General features: G+C 32.5%; 25 protein-coding genes, 2 tRNA genes and 1 pseudogene. 23 read left to right on the forward strand and 5 right to left on the reverse strand.

What is annotated here, in order from left to right; genetic code table 11:
• Positions 1–80: 80 nt before the first annotated feature.
• The gene (serS, locus tag R2808_RS02035) at positions 81–1,352 is read right to left on the reverse strand and encodes a serine--tRNA ligase (RefSeq protein WP_371269272.1); all 1,272 of its coding nucleotides are present in this window, start codon (positions 1,350–1,352) and stop codon (positions 81–83) included.
• 137 nt (positions 1,353–1,489) lie between these two features.
• On the opposite strand from serS, the gene R2808_RS02040 reads away from it, so the two are divergent.
• The 14 genes and pseudogenes from R2808_RS02040 to R2808_RS02105 all read left to right on the forward strand — a co-directional run bounded on the left by R2808_RS02040 (position 1,490) and on the right by R2808_RS02105 (position 13,887).
• A complete protein-coding gene (locus R2808_RS02040) occupies positions 1,490–3,406 on the forward strand; it encodes a M1 family aminopeptidase (RefSeq protein ID WP_371269273.1) in 1,917 nt (638 codons plus the stop codon).
• Positions 3,407–3,482: 76 nt separating this feature from the next.
• A complete protein-coding gene (gene rseP, locus R2808_RS02045) occupies positions 3,483–4,811 on the forward strand; it encodes an RIP metalloprotease RseP (RefSeq protein ID WP_371269274.1) in 1,329 nt (442 codons plus the stop codon).
• 69 nt (positions 4,812–4,880) lie between these two features.
• Positions 4,881–4,954 (forward strand) — tRNA-Asn (locus tag R2808_RS02050).
• 37 nt (positions 4,955–4,991) lie between these two features.
• Positions 4,992–5,065 (forward strand) — tRNA-Asn (locus tag R2808_RS02055).
• Between the two features lie 101 nt (positions 5,066–5,166).
• A complete protein-coding gene (locus tag R2808_RS02060) occupies positions 5,167–5,340 on the forward strand; it encodes a hypothetical protein (protein WP_371269275.1) in 174 nt (57 codons plus the stop codon).
• An 883-nt stretch (positions 5,341–6,223) separates the two neighbouring features.
• Positions 6,224–8,479 carry a T9SS type A sorting domain-containing protein gene (locus R2808_RS02065; RefSeq protein WP_371269276.1) on the forward strand — a complete coding sequence of 752 codons (2,256 nt, stop codon included), beginning with the start codon at positions 6,224–6,226 and terminating at the stop codon, positions 8,477–8,479.
• Positions 8,480–9,190: a DNA repair protein RecO gene (gene recO / locus R2808_RS02070; RefSeq protein ID WP_371269277.1), complete on the forward strand. Its 711-nt coding sequence runs from the start codon at positions 8,480–8,482 to the stop codon at positions 9,188–9,190.
• Positions 9,191–9,362: 172 nt separating this feature from the next.
• A complete protein-coding gene (locus R2808_RS02075; protein ID WP_371269278.1) occupies positions 9,363–9,560 on the forward strand; it encodes a hypothetical protein in 198 nt (65 codons plus the stop codon).
• Positions 9,561–9,831: 271 nt separating this feature from the next.
• A complete protein-coding gene (locus tag R2808_RS02080) occupies positions 9,832–9,945 on the forward strand; it encodes a hypothetical protein (RefSeq protein ID WP_371269279.1) in 114 nt (37 codons plus the stop codon).
• A gap of 510 nt (positions 9,946–10,455) precedes the next feature.
• Complete coding sequence (locus R2808_RS02085; protein ID WP_371269280.1) at positions 10,456–11,028, forward strand: class I tRNA ligase family protein; 573 nt, start codon at positions 10,456–10,458, stop codon at positions 11,026–11,028.
• Between the two features lie 157 nt (positions 11,029–11,185).
• Positions 11,186–11,470: pseudogene (locus R2808_RS02090) on the forward strand (class I tRNA ligase family protein).
• Positions 11,445–12,746: a DUF5915 domain-containing protein gene (locus R2808_RS02095; protein WP_371269281.1), complete on the forward strand. Its 1,302-nt coding sequence runs from the start codon at positions 11,445–11,447 to the stop codon at positions 12,744–12,746. Before R2808_RS02090 ends, R2808_RS02095 begins: the two are co-directional and overlap by 26 nt.
• Positions 12,747–12,808: 62 nt before the next feature.
• Positions 12,809–13,189 carry a TraR/DksA family transcriptional regulator gene (locus R2808_RS02100; RefSeq protein ID WP_371269282.1) on the forward strand — a complete coding sequence of 127 codons (381 nt, stop codon included), beginning with the start codon at positions 12,809–12,811 and terminating at the stop codon, positions 13,187–13,189.
• An 83-nt stretch (positions 13,190–13,272) separates the two neighbouring features.
• On the forward strand, positions 13,273–13,887 hold the full coding sequence (locus tag R2808_RS02105) for a lipoprotein signal peptidase (RefSeq protein ID WP_371269283.1): 615 nt from the start codon (positions 13,273–13,275) through the stop codon (positions 13,885–13,887).
• Here the strand turns inward: R2808_RS02105 and R2808_RS02110 are convergent.
• Positions 13,884–14,234 carry a helix-turn-helix domain-containing protein gene (locus tag R2808_RS02110; protein ID WP_371269284.1) on the reverse strand — a complete coding sequence of 117 codons (351 nt, stop codon included), beginning with the start codon at positions 14,232–14,234 and terminating at the stop codon, positions 13,884–13,886. The genes R2808_RS02105 and R2808_RS02110 overlap by 4 nt on opposite strands.
• Positions 14,235–14,373: 139 nt before the next feature.
• Between R2808_RS02110 and R2808_RS02115 the strand changes: the two genes are divergently transcribed.
• The 3 genes from R2808_RS02115 to R2808_RS02125 are packed head-to-tail and all read left to right on the forward strand — an operon-like array spanning position 14,374 to position 16,171.
• Positions 14,374–14,970, forward strand: a complete 597-nt coding sequence (locus tag R2808_RS02115; protein ID WP_371269285.1) for a bacteriocin fulvocin C-related protein — start codon at positions 14,374–14,376, stop codon at positions 14,968–14,970.
• Between the two features lie 3 nt (positions 14,971–14,973).
• On the forward strand, positions 14,974–15,804 hold the full coding sequence (locus R2808_RS02120) for a TlpA family protein disulfide reductase (protein ID WP_371269286.1): 831 nt from the start codon (positions 14,974–14,976) through the stop codon (positions 15,802–15,804).
• Positions 15,794–16,171: a DUF1573 domain-containing protein gene (locus tag R2808_RS02125; RefSeq protein WP_371269287.1), complete on the forward strand. Its 378-nt coding sequence runs from the start codon at positions 15,794–15,796 to the stop codon at positions 16,169–16,171. The genes R2808_RS02120 and R2808_RS02125 overlap by 11 nt, the downstream gene beginning before the upstream one ends.
• On the opposite strand, the gene R2808_RS02130 is transcribed toward R2808_RS02125, so the two are convergent.
• Genes R2808_RS02130 through R2808_RS02140 form a run of 3 tightly spaced genes read right to left on the reverse strand, consistent with a single transcriptional unit; the run spans position 16,168 to position 19,000 of the window.
• Positions 16,168–16,743, reverse strand: a complete 576-nt coding sequence (locus R2808_RS02130) for a 5-formyltetrahydrofolate cyclo-ligase (RefSeq protein ID WP_371269288.1) — start codon at positions 16,741–16,743, stop codon at positions 16,168–16,170. The two genes, R2808_RS02125 and R2808_RS02130, sit on opposite strands and share 4 nt — an antisense overlap.
• Positions 16,736–17,974, reverse strand: coding sequence for a pyridoxal-dependent decarboxylase (locus R2808_RS02135; protein WP_371269289.1), 1,239 nt, complete (start codon positions 17,972–17,974; stop codon positions 16,736–16,738). Before R2808_RS02135 ends, R2808_RS02130 begins: the two co-directional genes overlap by 8 nt.
• 57 nt (positions 17,975–18,031) lie before the next feature.
• Positions 18,032–19,000, reverse strand: a complete 969-nt coding sequence (locus R2808_RS02140; protein WP_371269290.1) for a succinylglutamate desuccinylase/aspartoacylase family protein — start codon at positions 18,998–19,000, stop codon at positions 18,032–18,034.
• Positions 19,001–19,069: 69 nt separating this feature from the next.
• On the opposite strand from R2808_RS02140, the gene uvrC reads away from it, so the two are divergent.
• From uvrC to hppD, 6 genes are all read left to right on the forward strand, one after another.
• The gene (gene uvrC, locus R2808_RS02145; RefSeq protein WP_371269291.1) at positions 19,070–20,875 is read left to right on the forward strand and encodes an excinuclease ABC subunit UvrC; all 1,806 of its coding nucleotides are present in this window, start codon (positions 19,070–19,072) and stop codon (positions 20,873–20,875) included.
• Positions 20,872–23,085: a patatin-like phospholipase family protein gene (locus R2808_RS02150; protein ID WP_371269292.1), complete on the forward strand. Its 2,214-nt coding sequence runs from the start codon at positions 20,872–20,874 to the stop codon at positions 23,083–23,085. The genes uvrC and R2808_RS02150 overlap by 4 nt, the downstream gene beginning before the upstream one ends.
• 180 nt (positions 23,086–23,265) lie before the next feature.
• Entirely contained in the window at positions 23,266–24,423 is a 1,158-nt protein-coding gene (locus R2808_RS02155) for a homogentisate 1,2-dioxygenase (RefSeq protein WP_371269293.1), read from the forward strand.
• A 195-nt stretch (positions 24,424–24,618) separates the two neighbouring features.
• Complete coding sequence (locus tag R2808_RS02160) at positions 24,619–24,744, forward strand: four helix bundle protein (RefSeq protein ID WP_371269376.1); 126 nt, start codon at positions 24,619–24,621, stop codon at positions 24,742–24,744.
• Positions 24,704–24,847 (forward strand): hypothetical protein, encoded by a 144-nt coding sequence (locus tag R2808_RS02165; protein WP_371269294.1) that lies wholly within the window; start codon positions 24,704–24,706, stop codon positions 24,845–24,847. Before R2808_RS02160 ends, R2808_RS02165 begins: the two co-directional genes overlap by 41 nt.
• An 18-nt stretch (positions 24,848–24,865) precedes the next feature.
• Positions 24,866–26,029 (forward strand): 4-hydroxyphenylpyruvate dioxygenase, encoded by a 1,164-nt coding sequence (gene hppD / locus R2808_RS02170; protein ID WP_371269377.1) that lies wholly within the window; start codon positions 24,866–24,868, stop codon positions 26,027–26,029.
• Positions 26,030–26,149 lie beyond the last annotated feature (120 nt).

Raw genomic sequence — 26,149 nt, forward strand, 5'->3', positions numbered from 1 at the left:
CACAAAATTTCCTAAAAATAGAATGCACTAAATTAACACATTTGTATTAAAGTAGTGCATTATTTAAGTAAGTTTTATAATTAATCTATTATTTTAAAACCCGTATAAGGTTGTAGTACTTCTGGAATTACAATACCTTCTGGCGTTTGATAATTTTCTAAAATACCTGCTAAAACTCTTGGCAAGGCTAATGAACTTCCGTTTAAAGTATGTGCTAATTGGTTTTTACCTTCTTTATCTTTAAAACGTAATTTTAAGCGATTGGCTTGAAAAGTTTCAAAATTTGATACCGATGAAATTTCTAACCATCGTTCTTGCGCAGTAGAATATACTTCAAAATCGTAAGTTAATGCCGAAGCAAAACTCATGTCGCCACCGCAAAGACGTAAAATACGGTACGGCAGTTTTAATTCGCGCATAATATCTTTTACGTGTTCTACCATTCCATCTAGTGCTTCATACGATTTTTCAGGATGTTCAATTCGTACAATTTCTACTTTATCAAACTGATGCAAACGGTTTAATCCACGCACGTGTGCACCATAAGAACCAGCTTCTCTGCGAAAACAAGGTGTGTAGCCTGTACAAAGAATAGGTAAATCGCTTTCGCTTAAAAGAACATCTCTAAAAATATTGGTAACAGGAACTTCCGCTGTAGGAATTAAATATAAATTATCTTCGGTAACGTGGTACATTTGTCCTTCTTTATCGGGCAATTGTCCTGTTCCAAAACCTGATGCTTCGTTTACCAAATGCGGCACTTGCATTTCTTGGTAACCTGCGGCTGTATTTTTATCTAAAAAATAAGAAATTAAAGCTCGTTGTAACTTGGCACCTTTTCCTTTGTAAACGGGAAAGCCAGCACCTGTAATTTTCGCACCCAAATCAAAATCGATAATGTCGTATTTTTTTGCTAATTCCCAATGTGGTAAAGCACCGTCAAATAAAGTAGGAATTTCGCCTTCTTCAAAAACGTTTAGGTTGTCGTCTGCAGTTTTTCCTACAGGAACAATTTCTGCAGGAAGGTTTGGCAACTTATAAAGTTCTTCTTGTAAAGAATTTGAAGTTTCATTTAAAACTTCGGTAAGTTCTTTGCTTTTTTCTTTATGTTGTGCTGTTTTTTCTTTTAAAATTTCGGCTTTGGCTTTTTCACCATTGCGCATTAATTCGCCTATTTCTTTCGATAGCTTATTCGATTCTGCTAGTATAGCATCGAGCTCTACTTGTGTTGCGCGTCTTTTTTCATCTAAATCAATTGCTAAGTTAATTACACTCGTTGCCTCTAAATTTTTTTTAGCTAATCGTTTTATAACTTCTTCTTTGTTTTCTCTAATGTAAGCTATCTGTAACATAATTTTGTAAAATTAAGTGGCAAATTTAACGAAAATTGATTCTTAAACGCATAATCATTCCTTAATTTTGATTAAAAACAAAAGAAAAAAAAGAGTAAGAAATTGATTTTTTATAAATTAGCTAAAAATTTATGGTTATGAAAAAAATATACGTGTTATCTTTTCTTTTACTTAATTTGTTGTCTTTTGCACAAGAAGAAGTAAATGAATTAGAAAGAATAATTGAATCCGAAATGAAATCGGCGGCGTCAATTCAGAATTTTCAAGTTAATCCAAATACATTAAACTACGATGTAACCTATCATGAATTAGATTTATTAGTTGACCCTTCATTTTATTATATTTCGGGCACTGTTACTACTACATTTACAGCACTTGAAGACATGAATACTATAACTTTTGATTTAGATAATGCTTTAACGGTATCAAATGTAATGATGAACGGGAATAGTTTATCGTTTACTCAACCAGCATCAAACGAATTAGTTATTACATTTTTAAGTACGATTACAAGTGGAAGTAGTGCCACCTTAGCTATAACCTATGCAGGCGCACCACCTGCCAATGGTTTTGGTTCTTTTGCCACAAGTACTCATGCTGGAACTCCTGTAATGTGGACACTTTCGGAGCCTTTTGGTGCACGCGATTGGTGGCCTTGCAAACAAGATTTGAACGACAAAATAAATACAATTGATGTTTATTTAACAACACCTACGGTTTATCAAGCGGTTTCAAATGGAATGGAACAATCAGCAATTGATAACGGAAATGGAACTAAAACGACGCATTTTCATCACAGCTATCCTATTCCAGCCTATTTAATTGCTATCGCTGTAACCAATTATCAAATTTATACACAAACAGCGGGTACAACCACAACTTTTCCTATTGTAAATTACTTTTACCCAGAAAATTACACATCGGCGCAGGCAAGTTGTGCAGTAACACCTTCTATTATGAATTTATTTGAAACTTTATTTGAACCGTATCCTTTTAAAAACGAGAAATATGGGCATGCACAGTTTGGTTGGGGCGGTGGTATGGAACACACAACAGTTTCGTTTATGGGTGGTTGGAGTAGAGGTTTAATAGCACACGAATTAGCCCATCAATGGTTTGGCGATAAAATTACTTGCGGCACTTGGAAAGATATTTGGTTAAATGAAGGTTTTGCCGAGTATTTAGCAGGCTTAGTAGTCGAAAATTTCGATGGAGCTACAAGTTTTGTTGCTTGGAAAAATTCAAAAATTAACAATATTACCTCGCAACCTAATGGAGCTGTTTATTTAACCGATGCAGAAGCAGAAAATGTTAATCGTATTTTTAGCGGACGTTTAACCTACAATAAAGGTTCTATGGTGGTACATATGTTGCGTTGGAAAATGGGCGATACTGCTTTTTTTCAAGGTGTTCAAAATTATTTAGCCGATACAAATTTAGCTTATGCTTACGCTGTTACAAACGATTTAATTCCGCATTTAGAGGCGGCATACGGTAGTAGTTTAACCGAATTTTTTAACGATTGGTTATACAATCAGGGGTATCCTAGTTATACCATTACAGCTCAAAACTGGGGAGTAGGGCAAGTTAAAATTACGGTAACCCAAACGCAATCACATGCTTCGGTAAGTTATTTTGAAATGCCTCTTGAAATTCGCTTAACCGATGCTTTAAATAACACACACGATGTAGTAGTTAATAATACGTATAACGGACAAGAATTTATAGTTTCAGTTCCTTTTGTAGCAACTGGAGTAATTTTTGATCCCAACAAACATATTGTTTCTAATAATAATACCGCTAATTTAAGTGCTAATTCTTTTGAATTTGATCAAACCATTAGTTTGTATCCAAATCCTGTGGAAGATGTTTTACAAATAAAAATGCCATTAGATGTTACATTAAACAACGTTTCGATATTTAATAATTTGGGGCAGTTAGTTCTTACAAAAACTACTGATAATTTCTCTACAGCAAGTTTAAGTAGTGGTTCATATCATATTCAAATAGAATCTTCAAACGGAATAATTCATAAAAATTTTATAAAAAAATAGTTTCCGTTTAAAAATATGCTAAAAAGTAAGGCGAAAGCCTTACTTTTGTCGTTTCAAAAAAATAATTCATATTAAAATGATACAAGTAGCACAAATTCTTTTTATACTATCGGTTTTAGTAATTCTTCACGAATTTGGACATTATATAACAGCAAAATGGTTTAAAGTACGCGTAGAAAAATTTTACTTGTTTATGGACGCTGGTTTTTCTTTGGTTAAGAAAAAAATCGGCGAAACCGAATGGGGAATTGGCTGGTTGCCGCTTGGCGGTTATGTAAAACTTTCGGGAATGATTGATGAAAGCATGGATACCGAACAAATGCAACAAGAACCACAACCTTGGGAGTTTCGAGCAAAACCTGCTTGGCAACGCTTAATAATAATGCTAGGCGGAATTATTGTAAATATTTTATTAGCGTGGCTAATTTACACGGTAATGTACACTACTGTGGGTAAAAAATATGTAGCTACCGAAGTTTTACAACAAAACGGTTTGGCTTTTGGCGAAGTAGGAAAAGCAGTAGGTTTTCAAGATGGCGACAAAATTGTTTCGGTAGATGGTAAATTTCAAGAAAATTTTGGTAGAATGGCAATGGATATTTTGTTTAGCCACGAAGTAAAAGTTGATAGAAATGGAGAGATTGTTACCTTGAATTTAACCGATGAACAAATTAAAGAAATTATAAGTAAAGAAGGGCGCGATTTTATTCAGCCAAGAACACTTAATAAAGCTATTGATTCTGTTTTTTTAAACTCTCAAGCTCAAAAAGCGGGACTACAAATAGGCGATTCTATTCTTTCTGTAAACGGTAAAAAAGCAGTTTACTTTGATGAATTAACAAGCGAAATGACGCACCATAAAAACGACAGTATTGCACTTTCTGTTTACAGAAACAATCAGGTTGTTAATGTTAAAGCAAAAGTTGATTCAACAGGAATGTTAGGTTTTCGAATTCCTCAAAAAATAAAAACAGACTTTGCTATTACTCAAAAAATGAGCATTGGCGAAGCCATTCCCGCAGCCATAAAAGAATCGTGGAATTTATTAGTTTATAATGTAAAAAGCTTTAAATTAATATTACGTCCGTCAACAGGTGCTTACAAGCAAGTTAAAAGCCCTGTAGGAATTGCTCGTATGTTGCCCGATGCTTGGGACTGGGAATTTATATGGAATTTTACAGCGTTCTTTTCAATAGCATTAGCTTTTATGAATTTGCTACCAATACCAGGTTTAGATGGTGGACATGCCCTTTTTACTATTGTAGAAATGATTACAGGGAAAACACTAAGCGTAAAAGCAATGGAAAAAGTGCAAACTTTTGGAATGATTATTTTACTAACTTTAATGGTCTTAACCTTTGGAAAAGACATTTATGAACTTGTTATAGATAAGTTTTTTAAATAAAAAAGTATAAATTGTTTGCGAATATAATTTTTCACTTTATATTTGCACTCGCAAAAAAGGAAAACAACTTCCTCCTTAGCTCAGTTGGTTAGAGCATCTGACTGTTAATCAGAGGGTCCTTGGTTCGAGCCCAAGAGGGGGAGCAACTTTTTTGCAAAACATAAAAACCTATACGGTTATTCCTCCTTAGCTCAGTTGGTTAGAGCATCTGACTGTTAATCAGAGGGTCCTTGGTTCGAGCCCAAGAGGGGGAGCTCTACTGACAAAGTCGCCAATTTGGCGACTTTTTCTGTTTATTTTCTATATTTTTGTTTTGTTACTCGAAAGATGCTCGCGCTAGCTTTGGGAACTTCCAATGATATCAACCGGAAGGAGTAGGCATAGTGATGGTATTCCCGTTTTAACTGGTTCACCAACAAGTAATAAAGTTGATATACCTGTAACTTTGCGTTTTTACAATGCTATTTTATTAAATAATCCAATAGATTGGAAATATAGTAGTGGCAAAAAAATAGGAAACAATGATTAAAAGTTTTAGAAATTGATTTTGAATTGAATGGCACGAGCAAGATGCTCGCGCTAGTTTTGGGAGCTACGGTAAAATTGATTGATATGAAATTTTTAGATAAATTATTTTCATGTGATATATAAATTTAAGAATTTGTAGGTAATAAAAAGCCAATTGCTGAAACAATTATTGGTATTTTAGCTTTAATTATTTTCAATGTGTTATTTCACTGATTGGATTTTTAGGTGTTTTATTTGATATTTCTTATTTTTTTAAAATAATTCTTTTCATTTAATTGTTATATTATTTGGAATTATTTTAGTTTTATTAATTTTTTATTATTTGAGTAATAAAAATATGATGAAATTTTAGAAAATAATAAAGTAAAAGAAATTAGTGATATTAGAAAAGGGGAATATTTTTGTGTTTTTTATATATTTTGCTTCGTTTTTAATGATTTGCTTGTCATTTTACTGGTTATATTTAAAAACATTAGGTATAATAAGTAGTTTGGATGCTTCGGTAGACACAATATTTGGGGGCAGTTGCTTTTTTGGTCCAATAGGATTTGGGATAAGCGCAACTTATTTTTAAGTAAAACTGCTTATGAATATTTTAGTGGCAAAACATTATTTGAAAACCTTAAAGATGATACAGATATTAAATAGAACCTATGCTTTTTTGCAAAGTATAATAAAAACCCTGCTCCCCTAGGCTGGCGCAAGCGTCACGCTTGTGCTTTAAAAAATAAAACCAAAATCCAGCTTTAAGAGTGGCAGTATTCCAAATGTGGTGTTAGTGCAATTCTTAAAAACAACAACAATCTTCAAAATATTTTTCATATAATTATACAAATAAAAAACACTTTTTTTCGTTTGTACTATATTTGTATAAAATAGCATTTATGAAATTTCGTTTCGTTTTAGTATTGTTTTCCATTTTTAGCTTTTCGCAAAACAACCAGTTGTGGAAAAGTTATTATTCCTATAACGAAATTGTAGATGTAGCCCAAACATCAAACCAAATTTATGCCGCTACAGTAAATAGTGTTTTTTTTAATAATAGTAACCAACAAGATTTTAATTTTATAAACTCAATAAACGGTTTTAAACCCGAAGAAATTACTTGTATTCACGTTTCCGAAACCCATCAAAAAATTATTGTAGGAAACACAAACGGCCTTTTGTTAATAGCCAATCCAGATGGAACAACAATAAATAAAGTCGATATTATTGAAGAAGTTCCTGTTGCACCAAATAAAAAACGAATCAACCATCTTTACGAATACAACAATAAAATTTATATTGCTACCGATTATGGAATTTCAGAATTTAATTTAACAACATTAGAGTTTGGAACAACCTATTTTATAGGCACAGCAGGACAAGAAACTAAAGTATTTGCAACAACGGTTTTAAACAACGAAATTTATGCGGTAACCCAAAACTATGGTATTCGAAAAGGCGATTTAAGCAATCCTTTTTTATATGATTATAGCCAATGGCAAACTTTTGATAGCGGAAGTTGGTCGAATATTATTACGTATAATAATCAGTTAATAGCACAAAATAGTGGAGCAGGTTTATATCGTTATAACGGAAGTTCATTTGTACAAATTTTAAACACAATTGAACAAGCCAAAACATTAAAAACAAACCAATTAGACCTGATAATAACGACACCCAATCGAGTTTTTGTACTAAACCAATCGTTTATTCAATTGGCTTATATAACATCAATTCCAGATTACGATGTAACATTTTCGGCAGCTACAGTAGTAGGCGATAAAATTTATATAGGCACAACTACCGAAGGACTTTTTACTACCGATTTGTCAAATCCATTCAATTTTGAAAACCTTACACCAAACGGACCGTATCAAAATTATATATTTAGAGTAAGAAAAGCACCAAATAAATTGTGGACAGTTTATGGCAACTATACATTCGATTATAATCCATACCCTCTAGACGAGTTACCAGTAAGTTATTACACCACAGCAGAAGGTTGGAGTAGTATTCCTTATGCCGACTTGTTAGGAGCAAAAAGCTTGTCCGATATTGCTTTTAACCCAAACAATCCTAATGAAGTTTTTATTAGCTCCTATTTTTCTGGATTAGTAAAGATTGATGAAGAATCAATTTTATTGTACGATGATACCAATACAGGAACAAATGGCTTAGAATCATTAAGCACTTCTTCTACCGATATTAGAATAAACAGTCCCGCTTTCGACAAAATGGGTAATTTATGGGTAACTAATAGAGGAACCGATTTAGCTGTAAAAGTGTTGCGAAGCAACGGACAATGGCAATCGTACAATATAGGCGATTATATTACAAGCGGTCGTTTTGCCCCTATGGCAATCGATAAAAATAACACAAAGTGGCTACCCACTAGAGGTAATGGCGTTGTTGCCTTTAATGACACACAAAACAATAAAACACTTACAATTACTGCAGACGATGGTTTAGACGCATCTAACGCATTTTGTGTAGCAGTAGATAACAACGACCAGTTATGGATAGGCACAAACGCAGGATTACGAATATTATCAAGCGTTAATCAATTTTTACAGCAAAACGAACTTACAGTTTCCAATATTGTAATACAAGAAGGCGATTTAGCGCAAGAATTATTTTATGAACAAACAGTTGTAGATATTGCAGTTGATGGTGCAAACCGAAAATGGGTAGCCATAGATAATGGTGGTGTCTTTTTGGTCTCGGCAAACGGACAACAAACAATCTATAACTTTACAAAGAAAAATTCGCCACTACCAAGCAATAACGTTAACGATATCGAAATAGATGGTGTTACAGGCGAAGTATATTTTGCAACCGACAAAGGAATGGTGTCGTTTTTAGGCGTTTCTACAAAACCAAGTAACGATTTGTCTGAAGTATATGTGTATCCAAATCCCGTTCGACCAAATTACACAGGAACAATTAAAATTTCAGGCTTAACCGATAAAGCAAATGTAAAAATTACCGATATCGAAGGAAATTTAGTGTACGAAACCACATCGGCAGGTGGCACAATAGAATGGAACGGAACGGCTTTTGGTTCACATCAAGTAGCTTCGGGGGTTTATATGGTTTTTGCGGCTACTCAAGATGGTACAGATACTACGGTAAAAAAAATAATGATAATTCGTTAAATGCTCATTAAAACCAAAGCCATTGTTCTTTCGGCTATAAAATATCAAGAAAAAAGCCTCATCGTAAAATGCCTAACCCATACCGATGGTGTCAAATCATACTTTGTTGCCAATGCGTTTACAGGCAAAAAAAACCAACAAAAAAATGCTTTTTTTCAACCGTTAAACCTTTTAGAAATTGAAGCCAACCACAAAAACAAAGGCACACTAGAACGATTTAAAGAAATAAAATTAGCACATCCACAACACGCTATTCATCAAAATATTTTTAAAGCAACAATAGTGCTATTTCTATCCGAAGTATTGCATACAGCTCTAAAAGAAGAAGGAAACAACCAAAATTTATTTATTTTTTTAGAAACCGCAATTTTATGGCTCGAAAATCACGATGAGGTTGCCAATTTTCATTTAATTACCTTATTGCAACTCACAAAATATCTAGGCTTTTATCCACAGCAAAATAGCGATAAACCCTATTTTGAACTTACCGAAGGCGTTTTTGTAGATTTTCCATCGCCAAGTTGTCTTGATTTAGACCAAACGCTACTGTTCAAAAAATTAACACAACTTAAATTTGATGATGAACAAAAGGTGTTTTCTGCACACCAGCGACAACTTTTGCTAAAAATAATAATCGATTTTTATTCGCTTAACATCGATGGATTCAAAAAACCAAAATCACTCGAAGTGTTAAAAGAAGTCTTTAGTTAAAATATAAAAATATTTTGGGCGTGCCCCTTCGGGTCGCGTCTTCCGCTATATCTTTTTTTCGTACCTCAAAAAAGGATGCCGCTACAACCGCTCACGCAAACTTTTGCCGTTTCTCTTTTGCCTTTTTACTTATAATTACTACTTTCGCAAATCCGATTTAAGAAACGAAAAAATGAGTGCAAAATTTACTGAATACAAGGGACTTGACTTGCCAACCGTAGCGTCTGAAGTACTTGATTTTTGGAAAAAAAACAATGTTTTTGAAAAAAGCGTAACCTCACGCGAAGGTGCAACGCCATGTGTTTTTGAAGGACCACCGTCAGTAAACGGATTACCTGGTATTCACCACGTATTTGGCACGCGCTATTAAAGATATTTTTTGTCGCTATAAACCCAAAAAGGCTACCAAGTAAAACGTAAAGCTGGTTGGGACACGCATGGTCTTCCAGCTATTGGAATTAGGTACTGAAAAGAACAGGGGATCACCAAAGAAGATATCGGAACTAAAATTTCAGTAACCGAGTATAACGCTGCAAACGTACCGTAATGCGCTATACCGATGTGTGGAACGACCTAACCGGAAAAATGGGGTATATTGGGTAGATATGGAAGATCCGTATGTCACTTACAAATCCAAATATATGGAACGTTTGGTGATGTTAAAACAAATCTACACCAAAGATTTGATGTACAAAGGTTACACCATTCAGCCCTATTCGCCAAAAGCAGGAACAGGTTTATCCTACACGAAGTAAAACCAACCGGTTCGTACCGCGATGTTACCGATACAACTATTGTAGCACAATTTAAAGCAATTGACGCTTCGTTGCCAAACTTTTACAAGGCTTTCGGTACTGTACACTTCTTAGCTTGACTACTTACATCTTGGACGTTGCTAATACAGCGTTGCACTGTTGGCCCTAAATGATTATGTTTTAAAGTAAAAACATTCAATCAATACACCTTTGAACCTATAAATGTTATTTTGGCTAAAAACTTAGTCGGAAAACAATTGGGTGGAAAATATTTTGTTGCAGAATCAAACGATGATTTTACAAATTACAAATCTGAAGACAAAAATCCCATATCAAATTTTAGCAGAAGCAAAAGGCGCTGATTTAGTTGGAATCATCATACGAGCAATTATTACCATTCACTGCATATCAAAACCCTGAAAATGCTTATACTCTCATGATTTCGTTACTACCGAAGATGGTACAGGTATCGTTCACACTGCGCCAACTTTTGGTGCCGATGATGCAAAAGTGGCAAAAGAAGCAACACCTGAAGTACCACCAATGTTGGTGTTAGATGCAAATGGGAATCCTGTGCCGTTGGTTGATTTACAAGGTCGTTTTGTGGCACAAATGGGCGATTTTGCTGGAAAATATGTAAAAAATGAATATTACAATGATGGTGAAGCACCCGAAAAATCGGTTGATGTTGAAATTGCTATTCGTTTAAAAGAAGAAAACAAAGCCTTTAAGGTTGAAAAATATGTACACAGTTATCCACATTGTTGGCGTACCGACAAACCAATTTTATATTATCCACTAGATTCTTGGTTTATAAAAATCACGGAAGTAAAAGACCGAATGTTCGACCTTAACGAAACCATCAACTGGAAACCAAAAGCTACAGGCGAAGGACGTTTTGGAAATTGGTTAAAAAATGCCAATGATTGGAATTTATCGCGTTCGCGTTATTGGGGAATTCCATTGCCTATTTGGAGAACAGAAGATAAAACAGAAGAAATCTGCATAGGTCTTGTAGAAGAATTGTATAATGAAATTGAAAAATCAGTTAAAAAATGGTGCAATGTCTCAAAATCCATATAGAAAGATTCCAAATTCGAAATATGGATGGAAAAAGAGTAATTACGATTTGGTTGATTTACATAAAAACATTGTTGACGAAATTGTGGTTATGTCTCCATCGGGCAAGCCGATGATCGTGAAAGCGATTTAATTGGATGTATGGTTCGATTCGGGCGCTATGCCGTATGCAATATGGCATTATCCGTTTGAAAATAAAGATTTGATTGAAGAAAATAAAGCATTTCCAGCCGATTTTATTGCCGAGGGTGTTGACCAAACGCGTGGTTGGTTTTATACTTTACATGCTATTGAACATTAGTTTTTGATCAAATTGTTTATAAAAATGTAGTTTCTAACGGATTGGTATTAGATAAAAACGACAAAAATGTCAAAACGTTTGGGCAATGCAGTTGATCCGTTTACAACACTTGCCGATTATGGAGCTGATGCAACACGTTGGTAGCATGATTTCGAATGCCAACCCTTGGGATAACTTAAAGTTTGATATTGAAGGTGTTGCTGAGTGTCGTAAATTCTTTGGAACTTTATATAACACCTATTCGTTTTTTGCATTATATGCTAACATTGACGGATTTACCTATAGCGAAGCAGAAGTACCATTAGCTGAACGTCCTGAAATTGATCGTTGGATTTTATCCGAATTACATACTTTAATACAAAAAGTTGATGAAGCTTATGCTGAATATGAACCTACGCGTGCAGCAAGAGCCATTTCTGATTTTGTACAAGAAAATTTAAGCAATTGGTATGTGCGTTTATGCAGAAGACGTTTTTGGAAAGGTGAATACGGCACTGATAAAATAGCAGCGTATCAAACGCTTTATACGTGTTTAGAGACGGTAGCCAAACTTTCTGCACCAATTGCGCCATTCTTTATGGATCAAATGTATCGTGACTTAACCAAAGCTACTCAAAAAGAAAATTTTGAAAGTGTACATTTATCACATTTTCCTACAGCAATTAAGGGTTTTGTAAATAAATCACTCGAAAGTAGAATGTTAAAAGCACAAACGGTTTCGTCATTAGTATTGTCGCTTCGTAAAAAAGAAATGATAAAAGTACGTCAACCGTTGCAACGCATAATGATTCCAGTACTTGACGAAGTTTTTAAACAAGAAATTCAAGCTGTTTCGGATTTGATTAAAGCCGAAGTTAATGTTAAAGAAATTGAACTTTTAGAAGATGTTTCGGGTGTATTGGTTAAGCAGATAAAGCCTAATTTTAAAGCACTTGGGCCACGATTTGGAAAAGATATGGGTTTGATTTCTAAAGCAATACAGGGTTTTAACCAAGAACAAATTAATCAAATTGAAAAAGACGGTACAATAACGCTTGATATTTCCGGAAAAAGTATTAATTTAACACTCGAAGATGTAGAGATTTCTTCGCAAGATATACCAGGCTGGTTAGTGGCAAATGCAAACGGAATTACCGTAGCGCTAGACATTACTATTTCTGAAGAATTGCGTAATGAAGGAATTGCCCGAGAGCTTGTAAATAGAATTCAAAACATCCGTAAAGATTCTGGTTTCGAAGTTACCGATAAAATAAAAGTTCAGTTACAAAAAGAAAACACAATAGAAAAGGCCGTAATTGCAAACGAAGCATACATTAAATCGGAAACATTAACCAATGAACTGATTTTTGTAGAGGAACTAAAAAATGGTACGGAAATTGAATTTGATGAGTTACAAACAAAAGTAATAATTTCTAAATAATGTGAAATAAGTAATTAGTTCCATTAGATCGAAATTAAAATTAATTTAAAACTGATGACATTATGGTAGAAGAAAAATTACGATATTCTGATGCTGAATTAGCAGAGTTTAAAGCTTTAATTTTAACAAAAATAGAAAAAGCGAAAGCCGATTTAGATTTGATTAAAAGTGCTTACATGAACGATTTAAACAATGGTACTGACGATACATCGCCTACTTTTAAAGCATTTGAAGAAGGCAGTGAAACCATGAGTAAAGAAGCAAATTCGCAATTAGCCACAAGGCAAGAACGTTTTATTCGCGATTTAAAAAATGCACTTATTCGAATTGAAAATAAAACCTACGGTATTTGTAAAGTAACAGGTAAGCTAATAAGCAAAGAACGATTACGAGTTGTACCACATGCAACAATGAGTATTGAAGCCAAAAACTTACAACGTTAATCTTTTCTAAAAAAATTAAAAAACGCCTAAAAAGGGCGTTTTTTTATAGAATAAAATCTATATTTTTGCACAAATTCTAAATAATGTCGTTAAAAAAAGCCTATATTCTTGTTTTCTTAGTTTTACTAATCGACCAAGTTTCTAAAATTTATATTAAAACACATTTTTTTATTGGCGAGTCTATTAACGTTTTAGGCTTAGATTGGTTTCGCATTCACTTTATCGAAAATGAAGGAATGGCTTGGGGTGCGGTAATTCCAGGCGAATATGGTAAATTGTTTTTAACATTATTCCGTATTGTTGCTGTTTTTGGTATTGGTTGGTGGCTGTGGGATTCGGTTCGTAAAAAAGCATCAAATTATTTAATAGTAGCAATAGCTTTAATTTTAGCGGGCGCTGTGGGCAATATTATTGACTCTGTTTTTTATGGCGTTATTTTTAACGATAGTTATAACCAAGTAGCTACTTTATTTTCTAATGAACCTTACGGAACTTGGTTTCATGGCGAAGTGGTAGATATGTTGTATTTCCCTTTTTGGCATGGTAACTTACCCGAGTGGCTGCCCATTTGGGGCGGAAAACCGTTTTCCTTTTTTAATGCTATTTTTAATGTAGCCGATGTGGCCATTTCTACAGGTGTTGGGATTTTAATCGTATTTAACAAAAGAGCATTTGCTCATGCGGATAAAGAAAATTAATTTTTTTCCTTTAGTAAAGCAATTAACTCATCTTTCTCTTTTAACCTTAGTTCATATTGTTCAATAAGTTTGTCTGATAATTGGTTAATAATATAAGCGTTAGTAGAATTTCCACCCTGTTGATTACTATTGATTACTATATTTGATTCTTTAAACAAATCTTCAGGTTCAAGTTCAAACACTTCACAAATTTTTTCTATGTTATTTGCCCATGAAAAGCCTTCTCCTGATTCTATACGTTGATAAGCAGAGCGAGATATACATAAATAATCTGCCGTTTGCTCTTGTCTCCATTGTTTAAGTTTTCTCAACTCAAAAAGTTTTTTACCTATACTTTTACTCACCATTTTTAATTATATTTGAAAGTTGTAAAGATACAACTTTTAGTATTGGTTTAAAAATAAAACAAAATTACCCATAATTCGAACAATGAGTTATTAAGATATCTTATAGTTTTGTACTTATGTTTAATTAAAAAATCATTTTATGAAAAAAAGTTTCTTAACATTAATTATTATAGTTTTAGTACTAAATTCTTGTTCTACAGACTCCGAATTAGAAGTGTCAAAAATTTCATCTCAAAAGATTTCAGAAGTAGTTAATGAAAAAAATCTTTCTGTTCAAAAATTGAAATATAGTTTATTGAGTAAGGAAGACAAATTTTCAATTTGGGAAAATAAGATAAATAATTTAATTAACGACAATTTAAATGATGAACAGAAGAGTTTAATACTTGATTTAAAAAATCATTTAAATGTATCAATATTTGATGATGATTTGAATAACGACACAAGGGAAATATTCAAAACAGTTTATTCAAAACAGTTTTTAGAAAAAGCAAATACTATTTTTTCTGAAGAATTTATAATCACAAATTTTTATTATATAAATTACAAATTTTATGATGGAGAAAACTCGAATTGTAATTGTACTTCTCAAAGTTCAGTTACTTGTTTAAGTACAATTCAAAATCCATTATTTTGTAAAAAAGGTTATGCAGATTGTAAACAGTCATTAAAAAATTGTGGATTCTTATTACGATATGATTGTGACGGTATGTGCTTATCAGTTCATGATATGTAATCTATGAAACAACAAATAATTTTTTTAGCACTAACATTAATTTTGTTTCTATTAAACGTATTTACTGGTTTAATAGGCGTAAAGTTTCAATTTATTTTTATAGGATTAGTAAACTTTATATTCTGTATATATCTTTTAAACATAAATCCTTATAAAAAAATAGGGTGGGGTTTAATATTTATATACCCAATTCTTGGCTTGTTTCTTTTGATTCATTCAATACTTTATGATGTAGATGGATACAGAGGGTTATTGATTGATTTGATATGTGTGGTATCATCTGTTTTTGCAATTTTAGTTCACAAAAGGAAAAAATATTTTTTTTTAAGTTATATTCTAATTTTTATTGTTTTATCATTTAATTTTGACAATCTTAATAACTATTATTTAGATAAAGTTGATTCTCAAGGTTATGTAAATGTAGATTTTCCTGATATTGTTTTTGAAGATTTTAACAAAAAACCAATAAAATTACCAGCTAATAAAGTATTGGTTCTTGACTTATGGACTACACATTGTGAGTATTGTATAGAGTCATTTCCTAAGTTTGAAAAGTTAGAAGCTCAATATAAAAATGATAAAGAAATTGCGTTTTTTTCTATTAACATTTATGAAGATTATTCCGAGAAGGAAAAAAGTTTACAATTTTTAAAAGGATTTAAATTTAAAAACTATTATCATGACATTAGTTTATTTGAGAAGTTAAATTTTAATTCAGTTCCAAATTATGTTGTTATAAATAAAAATGGATTAGTAACATATTTTGGATCATTAAACGACACTAAATTTGAAACCTATAATAATATACACAACATAATTAAAGATGCTAAATAAGTTTATTTACCTATTATTTTTATTTTTTTTGAATTCTTGTGTCAATAATTCTTGTATTTCTAAAATTGAAATTGAAAAATCACAAAATATTGGTTTTGTTAAATTTGGAGATACTTTAATAAAAAAGATACCTTTCAAAAACATTTCTTCAAACACTTTAAAAATTATTAATATTGAAAGCAGTTGTGGTTGTACTTTTGTTAAATTAAAAGATTCAATAATAGAATCAAACTGCTCAAGTGAATTGACTGTAATATTATCGCCAAAAACAGAAAACAAAAAAATAATCAGTGAGTCAATAGTTATTGAAGCAAATACAGACCCTATATTCAATGTAATTTATTTAAACGGTAAAATAGAAAATTAATATTTGTTTTCAAAAGAAAAAATAGCTTCACACGTCACACAAAAATCCAATTTCACATCACTTTCTGAAACATCATTAATTTTTTCTTCTGGAGGAAAGAACGATAATCCAATTTTAATCGTTTCGGGCTTGCATTTGCTTAGAAAGGTGTCATAAAAACCTTTTCCGTAACCTACGCGATTTCCACTTTTGTCATATGCTAAAAGCGGTACAAAAACTACATCAATCATTTCTAATGGAACCGGTAAACCATTTACAGGTTCAGGAATATTGTATTCGTTTTTTACAAATTTTGTATTATCGGTTAGTAGAAAATGAATCATTTCACGAGTTGTAAAATCACTTTTCGAAACCACAATTTCTTTATCTTTTCCGGTTAAAATTTGTAGAATAAATTCGGTGTCAACTTCTTTTTGTTCCACTATTGGCAAAAAAAGATGAAAATAGGTTTTATCCCATATGTTTAGTTGAAGTAATCGATTAGCAATTGCCAAACTTTTTTCTTCAATTTCTAGCGGTGATAAATTTTGTCTTAATACTTTGTACTTCTGTCTTAATACTTTCTTATCCATTAATAGACGCTTTCAATTCGTCAATAAAAGTAGTTAAATGTTCAATTTCTACGTGATCCATTAATACAATTTTATACCATCTGTTATGTTCATTATGTTGTTGTGGTACTAAATCATACTTTTCTGCTATAGTTTCCGGAATGTTTTCAGAATGAATAGTAACAATATTCATATAAGGTTCGCGAAAATATTTTATTCCTAATTTGTCTAATTCGCTGCAAAGAAAATGTGTGCGCATTTGTAAAATGCTAATTTTTTCATACCAACCATAGGGTCCGTAGGTAAACAAAATCATCCAAATGGCAACAGCATTTGCACCAGAACGGCTTCCGCAAAGTGTTAAATCCATTCCTTCTACATATTCGGCTTCTTTGGTTAATACATTTTCAATTAATCCTTTTCGGCAAATAAAAATTCCGGTTCCATAAGGAGCTTGAAGCATTTTATGCGCATCAATAGTAATCGAACTAATTTTTGGGTTACTGAAATTTATTACCGACATTTTATTACTAAATGGATACACAAACCCACCATAAGCGCCATCTATGTGTAATTTATAACTAGCGTTGTATTTTTCTAATGTATCGGTATAAACATTAGGATTATCTACGGAACCAAACATTGTAGTTCCCATATTGGCAACTGCCATGAAATATTTTTTGCCATTTTTTTGTGCATCAGAAATAATTTGTTCCAATTTGTCTTTCTGAATTTCACGGGATTCAAATTCTACAGGAACTTTTAACCAATCGATTTGTAATAAATTAGAACCTTTAGGTATTGAATAATGGGTATCTTCTGATGCTAAAATGGCAATTTCGTCAAGTTTTGCATTGTATTCGTTAAAGAAATAATTACGGAACACCCAAAGCGCTTGAATATTTGCTTCTGTTCCACCAGGGGCAATGTAACCGTCAAATTCATTTTCTTTAGCATTAAAAATATCAACTGCAATAATATTAAGCGCTTCTCTTTCAATATCTTGTGTTCCAATGAATGCTTTTTCTGAAGTTCCAAAAGTGTGACAACCAATGTTATTTGGATTGGCAACATAGGTTTGAAGTGTAGGTGCATCTTTTAAAAATGGCGCATCATCATAAAAAACTTTTCCGTCTAATTTTGAAGCAGGATAACCCAAAGACGCATCTTTAGAGAAATTTACATTTTGTTGTAGCGCATTGTTTATTCTATTTTTGCGTTGTTCGGGCGATAGTTTTTTCCAAAATTGCATACCATTTTAATTTTGGTAAAGATACGGTATAACAAAAGTCTGAAAATATGATAATTGTTAGCTTTGTAATTGCGTAGAAATATGAAAAATGGCATCACCCTGATATACGAAAGGCGCATGGTTTACATTGATGAGGTAGCCGCTATTTGGCGATTTTACAGCACGTTCTACTTTTCCATACGGATCTGAAATTACGGCTAAAAGCGTGCCTTTTTCAACAAATTTTCCGGCTTCAACTTTTAAGTGAAACATACCCGATGCGTTTGCTCTTATCCAATTCGATTTTTCAATAAAAAGGGTCTCTTTTTCGGGTTTAGTTTGTGTTTTTTTCGGGTTTAGCATATTTAAGTGTGCTAAAAATCGTTTCGTTCCGTCTAAAGCTTGTTTGGTAATTTCGTCGTTTAAATCTAACGATTTTCCACCTTCAAACAATAGCATTTTTACATTCATTTTATCGCAAGTGCTTCTAAATGAACCTTGAATATTTTTAGAATACAAAGTAAATGGTGCGTTAAAAATAGCGGCTAATTTTTTTAACTCGGTATTTCCTTGTTCAATTCTAATTTGAGAAGCATTAAACCGTTGTGCGCCGCCAGCATGAAAATCGATAGCATAATCAATATTCGGAATTATTTCTTGCACAATATAATAGGCGAATCGGCTAGCAAGCGAACCTGTTTTACTGCCTGGGAACACTCGGTTTAAATCGCGTTTATCTGGAAATTCGCGCATTTGATTAATAAATCCAAAAACATTTAAAACAGGAATACAAATAATAGTACCTCGTTTGGGTTTATTTATTTTTTTGGTAATAATTTGGCGCACGGTTTCGGTTCCGTTTATTTCATCGCCGTGCAACCCTGCCGAAAACAAAACAGTAGGTCCATCTAGTTTTGCGCGTTCTACAATAATAGGAACATTTAGTTTGTTCATGGTATGAAGCTTGGCTATTTCCATAGAAATAGTTTTGCTTTCGCCTGCTAAAATTGTTTCGCCAAAAAGAGTTAGTGTTTTATTAGTCTTCATCGTACCAAATGTATAAAAATTGACAAATAAAATAACAAATCTTTTATCTTTGTTGTTTTATCTTTTAAAATGCAATCGCCACTCGAACTTCAAATACAAACCTTACCCGATAGCCCTGGAGTTTATCAGTATTACGATAAAGATGGAAAAATTTTATATGTAGGAAAGGCTAAAAATTTAAAAAAGCGAGTACAATCATACTTTACAAAGAGTCATGATAATTATAAAACAAAGGTTTTAGTAAAAAAAATAGTTTCTATAAAGCACATTGTTGTTCCTACAGAAACCGATGCGCTACTTTTAGAGAATAATCTGATAAAAAAGCTACAACCACGCTATAATGTATTGTTGAAAGACGATAAAAGTTATCCGTGGATTTGTATTAAAAATGAACCATTTTCTCGAATTTTTCAAACCAGAAGAATGATAAAAGATGGTTCAGAGTATTTTGGTCCTTATACTAGCGGAAAAACAGTTCACACACTTCTCGATTTAATTAAAGAGTTATATCCGTTACGAACATGTAATTATGATTTGTCTAAAACCAACATCGATTCGGGGAAATATAAAGTTTGTTTAGAATATCATATTGGCAATTGTAAAGGGCCGTGTGAAGGACATCAAACCTTAGAAAATTATCAAAACCAAATTCAAGCCGTACGTGAAATTTTAAAAGGAAATTTCAAAGAAAGTTTGAAAGATTTTAAACAATTGATGCAAGATTTGGCGATAGAAATGAAGTTTGAAGAAGCGCAAAAAATTAAAGAAAAAATAGAGGTTTTAGAAAACTATCAAGCAAAATCAACAATTCTTAATCCTAAAATTACAAACTTAGATGTTTTTTCAATAGTTTCCGATGAAACGATGGCGTATGTAAATTTTTTACAAATTTCTTATGGCGCAATTGTGCGCTCGCATACTTTAGAAATAAAGAAAAAACTAGAAGAAACCGATGCCGAACTTTTAGAATTAGCAATTGTAGAACTTCGAGAACGCTTTCATTTGAATTCAAGAGAAATTGTAGTGCCTTTTGAAGTAGATTTGGGCGAAAACATAAAAATTACGGTTCCGAAACTTGGCGATAAAAAACAAATTTTAGATTTGTCTCTTCGCAATGCGAAACATTATCGTTTAGATCAATTAAAGCAGATTAAAATTGTAGATCCCGAAAGACATACTAAACGAATTATGGCACAAATGAAAAAAGACTTGCGCCTTTCGGTAGAACCACGACATATAGAATGTTTTGACAACTCAAATATTCAAGGAACAAATCCAGTTGCGGCGTGTGTAGTGTTTAAAGATGGGAAACCTAGTAAAAAAGACTATCGCCATTTCAATATAAAAACAGTAGAAGGGCCGAATGATTTTGCTTCAATGGAAGAAGTAGTATATCGTCGCTACAAGCGTTTGCTAGAAGAAAAACAATCGTTACCACAATTAATAATTATTGATGGCGGAAAAGGACAATTATCATCGGCATTAAAAAGTTTAGACGATTTAGGTTTACGAGGAAAAATAGCCATTATTGGTATTGCTAAACGTTTAGAAGAATTGTTTTATCCAGATGATCCTATTCCGTTGTATCTCGATAAAAAATCGGAAACTTTAAAAATAATCCAACATTTACGTAATGAAGCCCATCGTTTTGGTATTACACATCATCGCGATAAGCGCAGTAAATCGGCATTACAAACGTCGTTAGAAACCATTCCGGGCATTGGCGAAAAAACCATGATTACGCTTTTAAAACATTTTAAAAGTGTTAAAAGATTGCAGCTAGCTTCGGAAAAAGAAATTTCTTCGGTTGTAGGGCTTTCAAAAGCCAAAAAAATTTCCGAATTTTACAAAAGCATTCAATCCAACTCTAAATGAAATCAATAATCTTGTTTATTAGCGTATTTTGTATAGTAAATATTAGCTATGGGCAAGAAATTAAAAGCGAAATAAGTAAGCCAAAAATAGGTTTAGTACTAAGTGGTGGAGGCGCTAAAGGCTTGGCGCATATTGGTGTTTTAAAAGTTATAGATTCTTTAGGTATTAAAATCGATTATATAGGCGGTACTAGTATGGGTTCTATAATTGGTGGGTTGTATGCGGTGGGCTATACGGGTAAACAGCTCGATTCTATTTTTCGGCATGTAGATACAGAAGCATTAATTCAAGATTTTGTTCCTCGAGATTCTAAAAGCTTTTACGAAAAAAGAAACGACGAAATGTATGTGTTAACACTTCCGTTTAATGATTTTAAAATAGGATTACCTTCGGCTTTTTCAAAAGGACTTTACAATTATAACTTGCTTTCTAAATTAACAAAATCGGTTTGTAACGAAAAGGATTTTTTAAAACTACCCACGCCTTTCTTTTGTGTAGCTACCGATATAGAAACAGGTAAAGAAGTTATTTTAGATAAAGGAAGTTTGCCACAATCGCAAATTGCAAGTAGTGCTATTCCATCTGTTTTTAACCCTGTAGAAATAAATGGAAAACTTTTAGTAGATGGCGGCGTTGTAAACAATTATCCTGTTGAACATTTGCGTAAACTAGGTGCCGAAATAATTATAGGTGTAGATGTTCAAGATAGTTTAAAAACTCGAAAAGAACTACAAGCGGCATCAGAATTGTTAACGCAAGTTTCTAACCTTTCTATGATTGAAAAAATGGAAAAGAAAAGAAAACTTACCGATATTTATATAAAACCGAACATAACAAATTACAATGTTATTTCATTTGAAAAAGGAAATGAAATTATTCCAACAGGTGAAATAGCGGCTTTAAAACAATTAAAAAAACTACAACAATTAAGCACTAAAAATTACAACAAGAAACCTAAAAAAAAGGAAACAGATTCTATTGTGGTTAATCAAATTATTATAAATCCGCTTAAAAATTACACAAGAGCTTATATAATAGGACAATTAAAATTTAAGCCATATAGTAAAATAAGTTTCGATAGGTTTGAAAAAGGAATAAATAATTTAAACGCATCGCAAAACTTCTATTCTATAACCTACTTTTTTGAAAAATTAGACAACGGTACAGAAAATATTATTTTAGATTTAAAAGAGCGCAAAAGCAATATGTTTTTACGATTAGGTGTGCATTACGATAATTTATACAAAAGCGGTGTTTTGCTTAATTTTACGAAGAAAAAATTTATTGCGAATAACGATGTGTTTTCTTTCGATTTTATTGCAGGCGATAATATTCGATACAATTTAAATTATTATATAGACAACGGTTTTTATTGGAGTTTTGGAGTCAATTCAAAATATGCAAAGTTTAATAAAAATATCCCAAGCGATTTTAATAACGGCGATATTTTAAGAAGCTACAGTGTTAATTCTATAAATATCGATTATGCAGACTTGTCAAATCAAATTTATTTTCAAACGTTATTTGCACAAAAATATTCGTTTGGATTAGGAGCAGAACACAAATTTTTAAAAATTACGTCAAACACACTAGATTCTTCCTTGTCAACTTTCGAAAACAGCACTTATACTTCTTTGTTTGGTTATATGAAATTCGACTCGTTCGACAAACAATATTTTCCTAAGAAAGGATGGTATTTTAATGGCGAATTAAAAACATTTTTATACGCAACAGGTTATACTAATTTCGAACAATTTTCATATTTAAAAGCCGATGCAGGAATAGTGCAAACATTTTTTGAAAACTATACGCTAAAATTACAAACCGAAGGAGGTTTTCATGTGGGTGAAAACACAGTAAATTTTTTCGATTTTGCTCTAGGAGGCTATGGTTATATGCCTGTAAATAATCTTACCCCATTTTTCGGATATGATTTTATTAGCATACTAGGCGATAGTTATGTAAAAACAACATTTACAGCAGACGCTACATTATATAAAAAACATCACATAAACGTTACTGCAAATTACGCTATTGTAGGAAATAAAATTTTCGAACAAGTCGAAAATTGGCTAACAAAACCATCGCATTCTGGCTATGCAATTGGCTATGGTTTAGAAACAATAATTGGTCCAGTAGAAATAAAACACTCTTGGTCGCCCGAAACACACAATCATTTTACATGGATAAGTGTTGGTTATAAATTTTAATTATCCAAAAAAATTCCGATATTTGTGCGTATGAAACCATATTTCAACGGTTTAATGTCCCATCTTAAATTCCTCATTAAGAGAAATCCTGAATGAGACGACTATCTTTTAGATTAATAGAAAAGATAAAAGCATCATCAACTTTTAACTTTTAACTTTTAACTTTTAAACTAAAAAGAAATGCCAATATATCATAAATTAGGAAAAATTCCCCACAAAAGACACATTCAATTCCGAAAAGAAAACGGCGATTTATATTATGAGCAACTTTTTGGTACGGTAGGTTTTGATGGTATGTCAACCAATATGTACCACAATTACCGCCCTACAATGGTAAAAGAAATTGCCAATCAATATTCGGTAGCGCCTAAAATAGCCAATGCAAACAATATTCAATCCTATCGTTTACGAGGTTTTGAAGTGCCACCATGCGACGATTTTTTAGAAAGTCGCAAAATTGTATTAACCAATACCGATTGCCATATTGTTTTAGCAGCACCACGTAAATCAACCACCGAGTATTTTTATAAAAATACCGATTCTGATGAAGTAATTTTTGTACACAAAGGTTCTGGAAAATTGAGAACAATGCTTGGTAATCTGGATTTCAAATATGGCGATTATTTAGTAATTCCTCGAGGAATGATATACAAAATCGATTTTGATACCGAAGAAAATCGCTTGTTTATTGTAGAATCGCATCGCCCTGTATATACGCCCAAACAATACCGTAACTGGTTTGGGCAATTGTTAGAACATTCGCCATTTTGCGAACGCGATATTCGCCGCCCAGAAGTGTTAGAAACGCACGACGAAAAAGGCGATTTTTTAATCAAAATTAAAAAGAAAGACGAAATTTTCGATTTAATTTACGCATCGCACCCATTTGATGTGGTTGGCTACGACGGTTATAATTATCCGTATGCGTTTTCCATTCACGATTTTGAACCCATAACAGGAAGAATTCATTTACCACCACCTATACATCAAACTTTCGAAACCGATGCGTTTGTAATTTGTTCATTTGTACCAAGACTTTACGATTATCATCCACTATCTATACCAGCGCCATATAATCATAGTAATATTGATGCTGATGAAGTATTGTATTATGTTGATGGCGATTTTATGAGCCGAAACGATATCGAAGCAGGGCATATTTCATTACACCCAGCAGGTATTCCACACGGCCCACACCCAGGAGCGGCTGAAAGAAGTATCGGAAAAAAAGAAACTTTGGAACTGGCGGTAATGGTTGATACGTTTAAACCTTTAATGGTTACAGAAGAAGCAATGAAAATTGCAGATGGAAAATATTATCAGTCGTGGCTTGAATAAATGTGCCGAATTAGCGAATGATTTAATTGATTTAGAGAATTGTCTTATGAAATTTACAAATAGTGAAAAATATAAAGAAAATATTCTTTTGAAAGAAACTTTTGAATTTTCAATTTTAGTTGTAAAATATTCAGAACTACTCGAATCAAATAAAAAATTTGCTATTGCAAGACAATTAATTAGAAGCGGTACATCATTGGTGCTAATTCAAAAAAAGCTCAAAACGCAGAAAGTAAAGCTGATTTTATACATAAATTAAAAATAGCACTTAAAGAAGCAGATGAAACAGAATATTGGTTGTTTTTTATGCGAAAACCTTGAAGGATATCCTTCTGCAGAAACATTATTAAATAAATTAAACGGAATAATTAAAATGTTAAATAAAATAATTAGCACGTCGAAAAACAATTCGCATATTCGCTAATTACCAAAATATCAAATTATTATGAAAGAAATAAAATCAGTAGAATACGGACTAGAAAAAATATTTGAAGGCGCACAAGATTTTCTTCCGCTTTTAGGAACCGATTATGTCGAGTTTTATGTAGGCAATGCCAAGCAAGCAGCCCATTTTTACAAAACCGCTTTTGGTTTTCAATCGTTGGCTTATGCTGGTTTAGAAACAGGCGTAAAAGACAAAGCATCGTATGTGTTAAAACAAGATAAAATTCGCTTAGTTTTAACAACTGCACTAAATAGTAATTCACCAGTTGGCGAACACGTTAAAAAGCACGGCGATGGGGTAAAAGTAATTGCACTCTGGGTGGAAGACGCGCGTCATTCGTTTGCCGAAACTACAAAACGTGGCGCAAAACCCTACTTTGAACCTGTTGTTGAAAAAGATGAAAACGGCGAAGTGGTACGTGCCGGTATTTATGGTGCGTATGGCGAAACCGTATTTATTTTTGTTGAACGCAAAAACTACAACGGTGTCTTTTTACCGGGATATCAAGAATGGAAATCAGACTATAATCCAGAAACTGTTGGTTTAAAATATATAGACCATATGGTTGGTAATACTGGCTGGAACCGTATGAACGAAGCCGTAAAATGGTTTGAAGATGTAATGGGATTTGTGAACTTTTTATCGTTTGACGACAAACAAATTACTACAGAATACTCGGCGTTAATGAGTAAAGTAATGAGTAATGGCAATGGTAGAATTAAATTCCCGATTAACGAGCCAGCTAACGGTAAAAAACGTTCGCAAATTGAAGAATATTTAGATTTTTACGAAGACGAAGGCGTACAACACATTGCTGTAGCAACCGATGATATCATTACTACAGTGTCTAAAATGCGCGCACGTGGGGTAGAATTTTTAAGCACACCGCCACAAGCCTACTATGATGCCATTCCTGAACGATTAAAAGATCATATGTCTAAATTTAAAGAAGACATTAATGAATTGCAAAAACTCGGTATTATGATTGATGCCGATGAAGAAGGTTATTTGTTACAAATATTTACCAAACCGGTAGAAGATCGCCCTACACTTTTCTTTGAAATTATTCAACGAATGGGAGCAAAAGGTTTTGGCGCAGGTAATTTCAAAGCCTTGTTTGAATCAATTGAAAGAGAACAAGAATTGAGAGGAACGCTATAAAATAGAATTCTTTTTATAAATTATTAAAAAAAAACCAATAAAAAAAGTATTTGTTGTGTTAAAATAGTTAAAATTTACTTTTCATTGAATTATTTTTAATGTTTGCTGTAGATTTGCACT

The sequence above is a fragment of the Flavobacterium sp. genome, from assembly GCF_041392005.1.
GTDB lineage: Bacteria > Bacteroidota > Bacteroidia > Flavobacteriales > Flavobacteriaceae > Flavobacterium.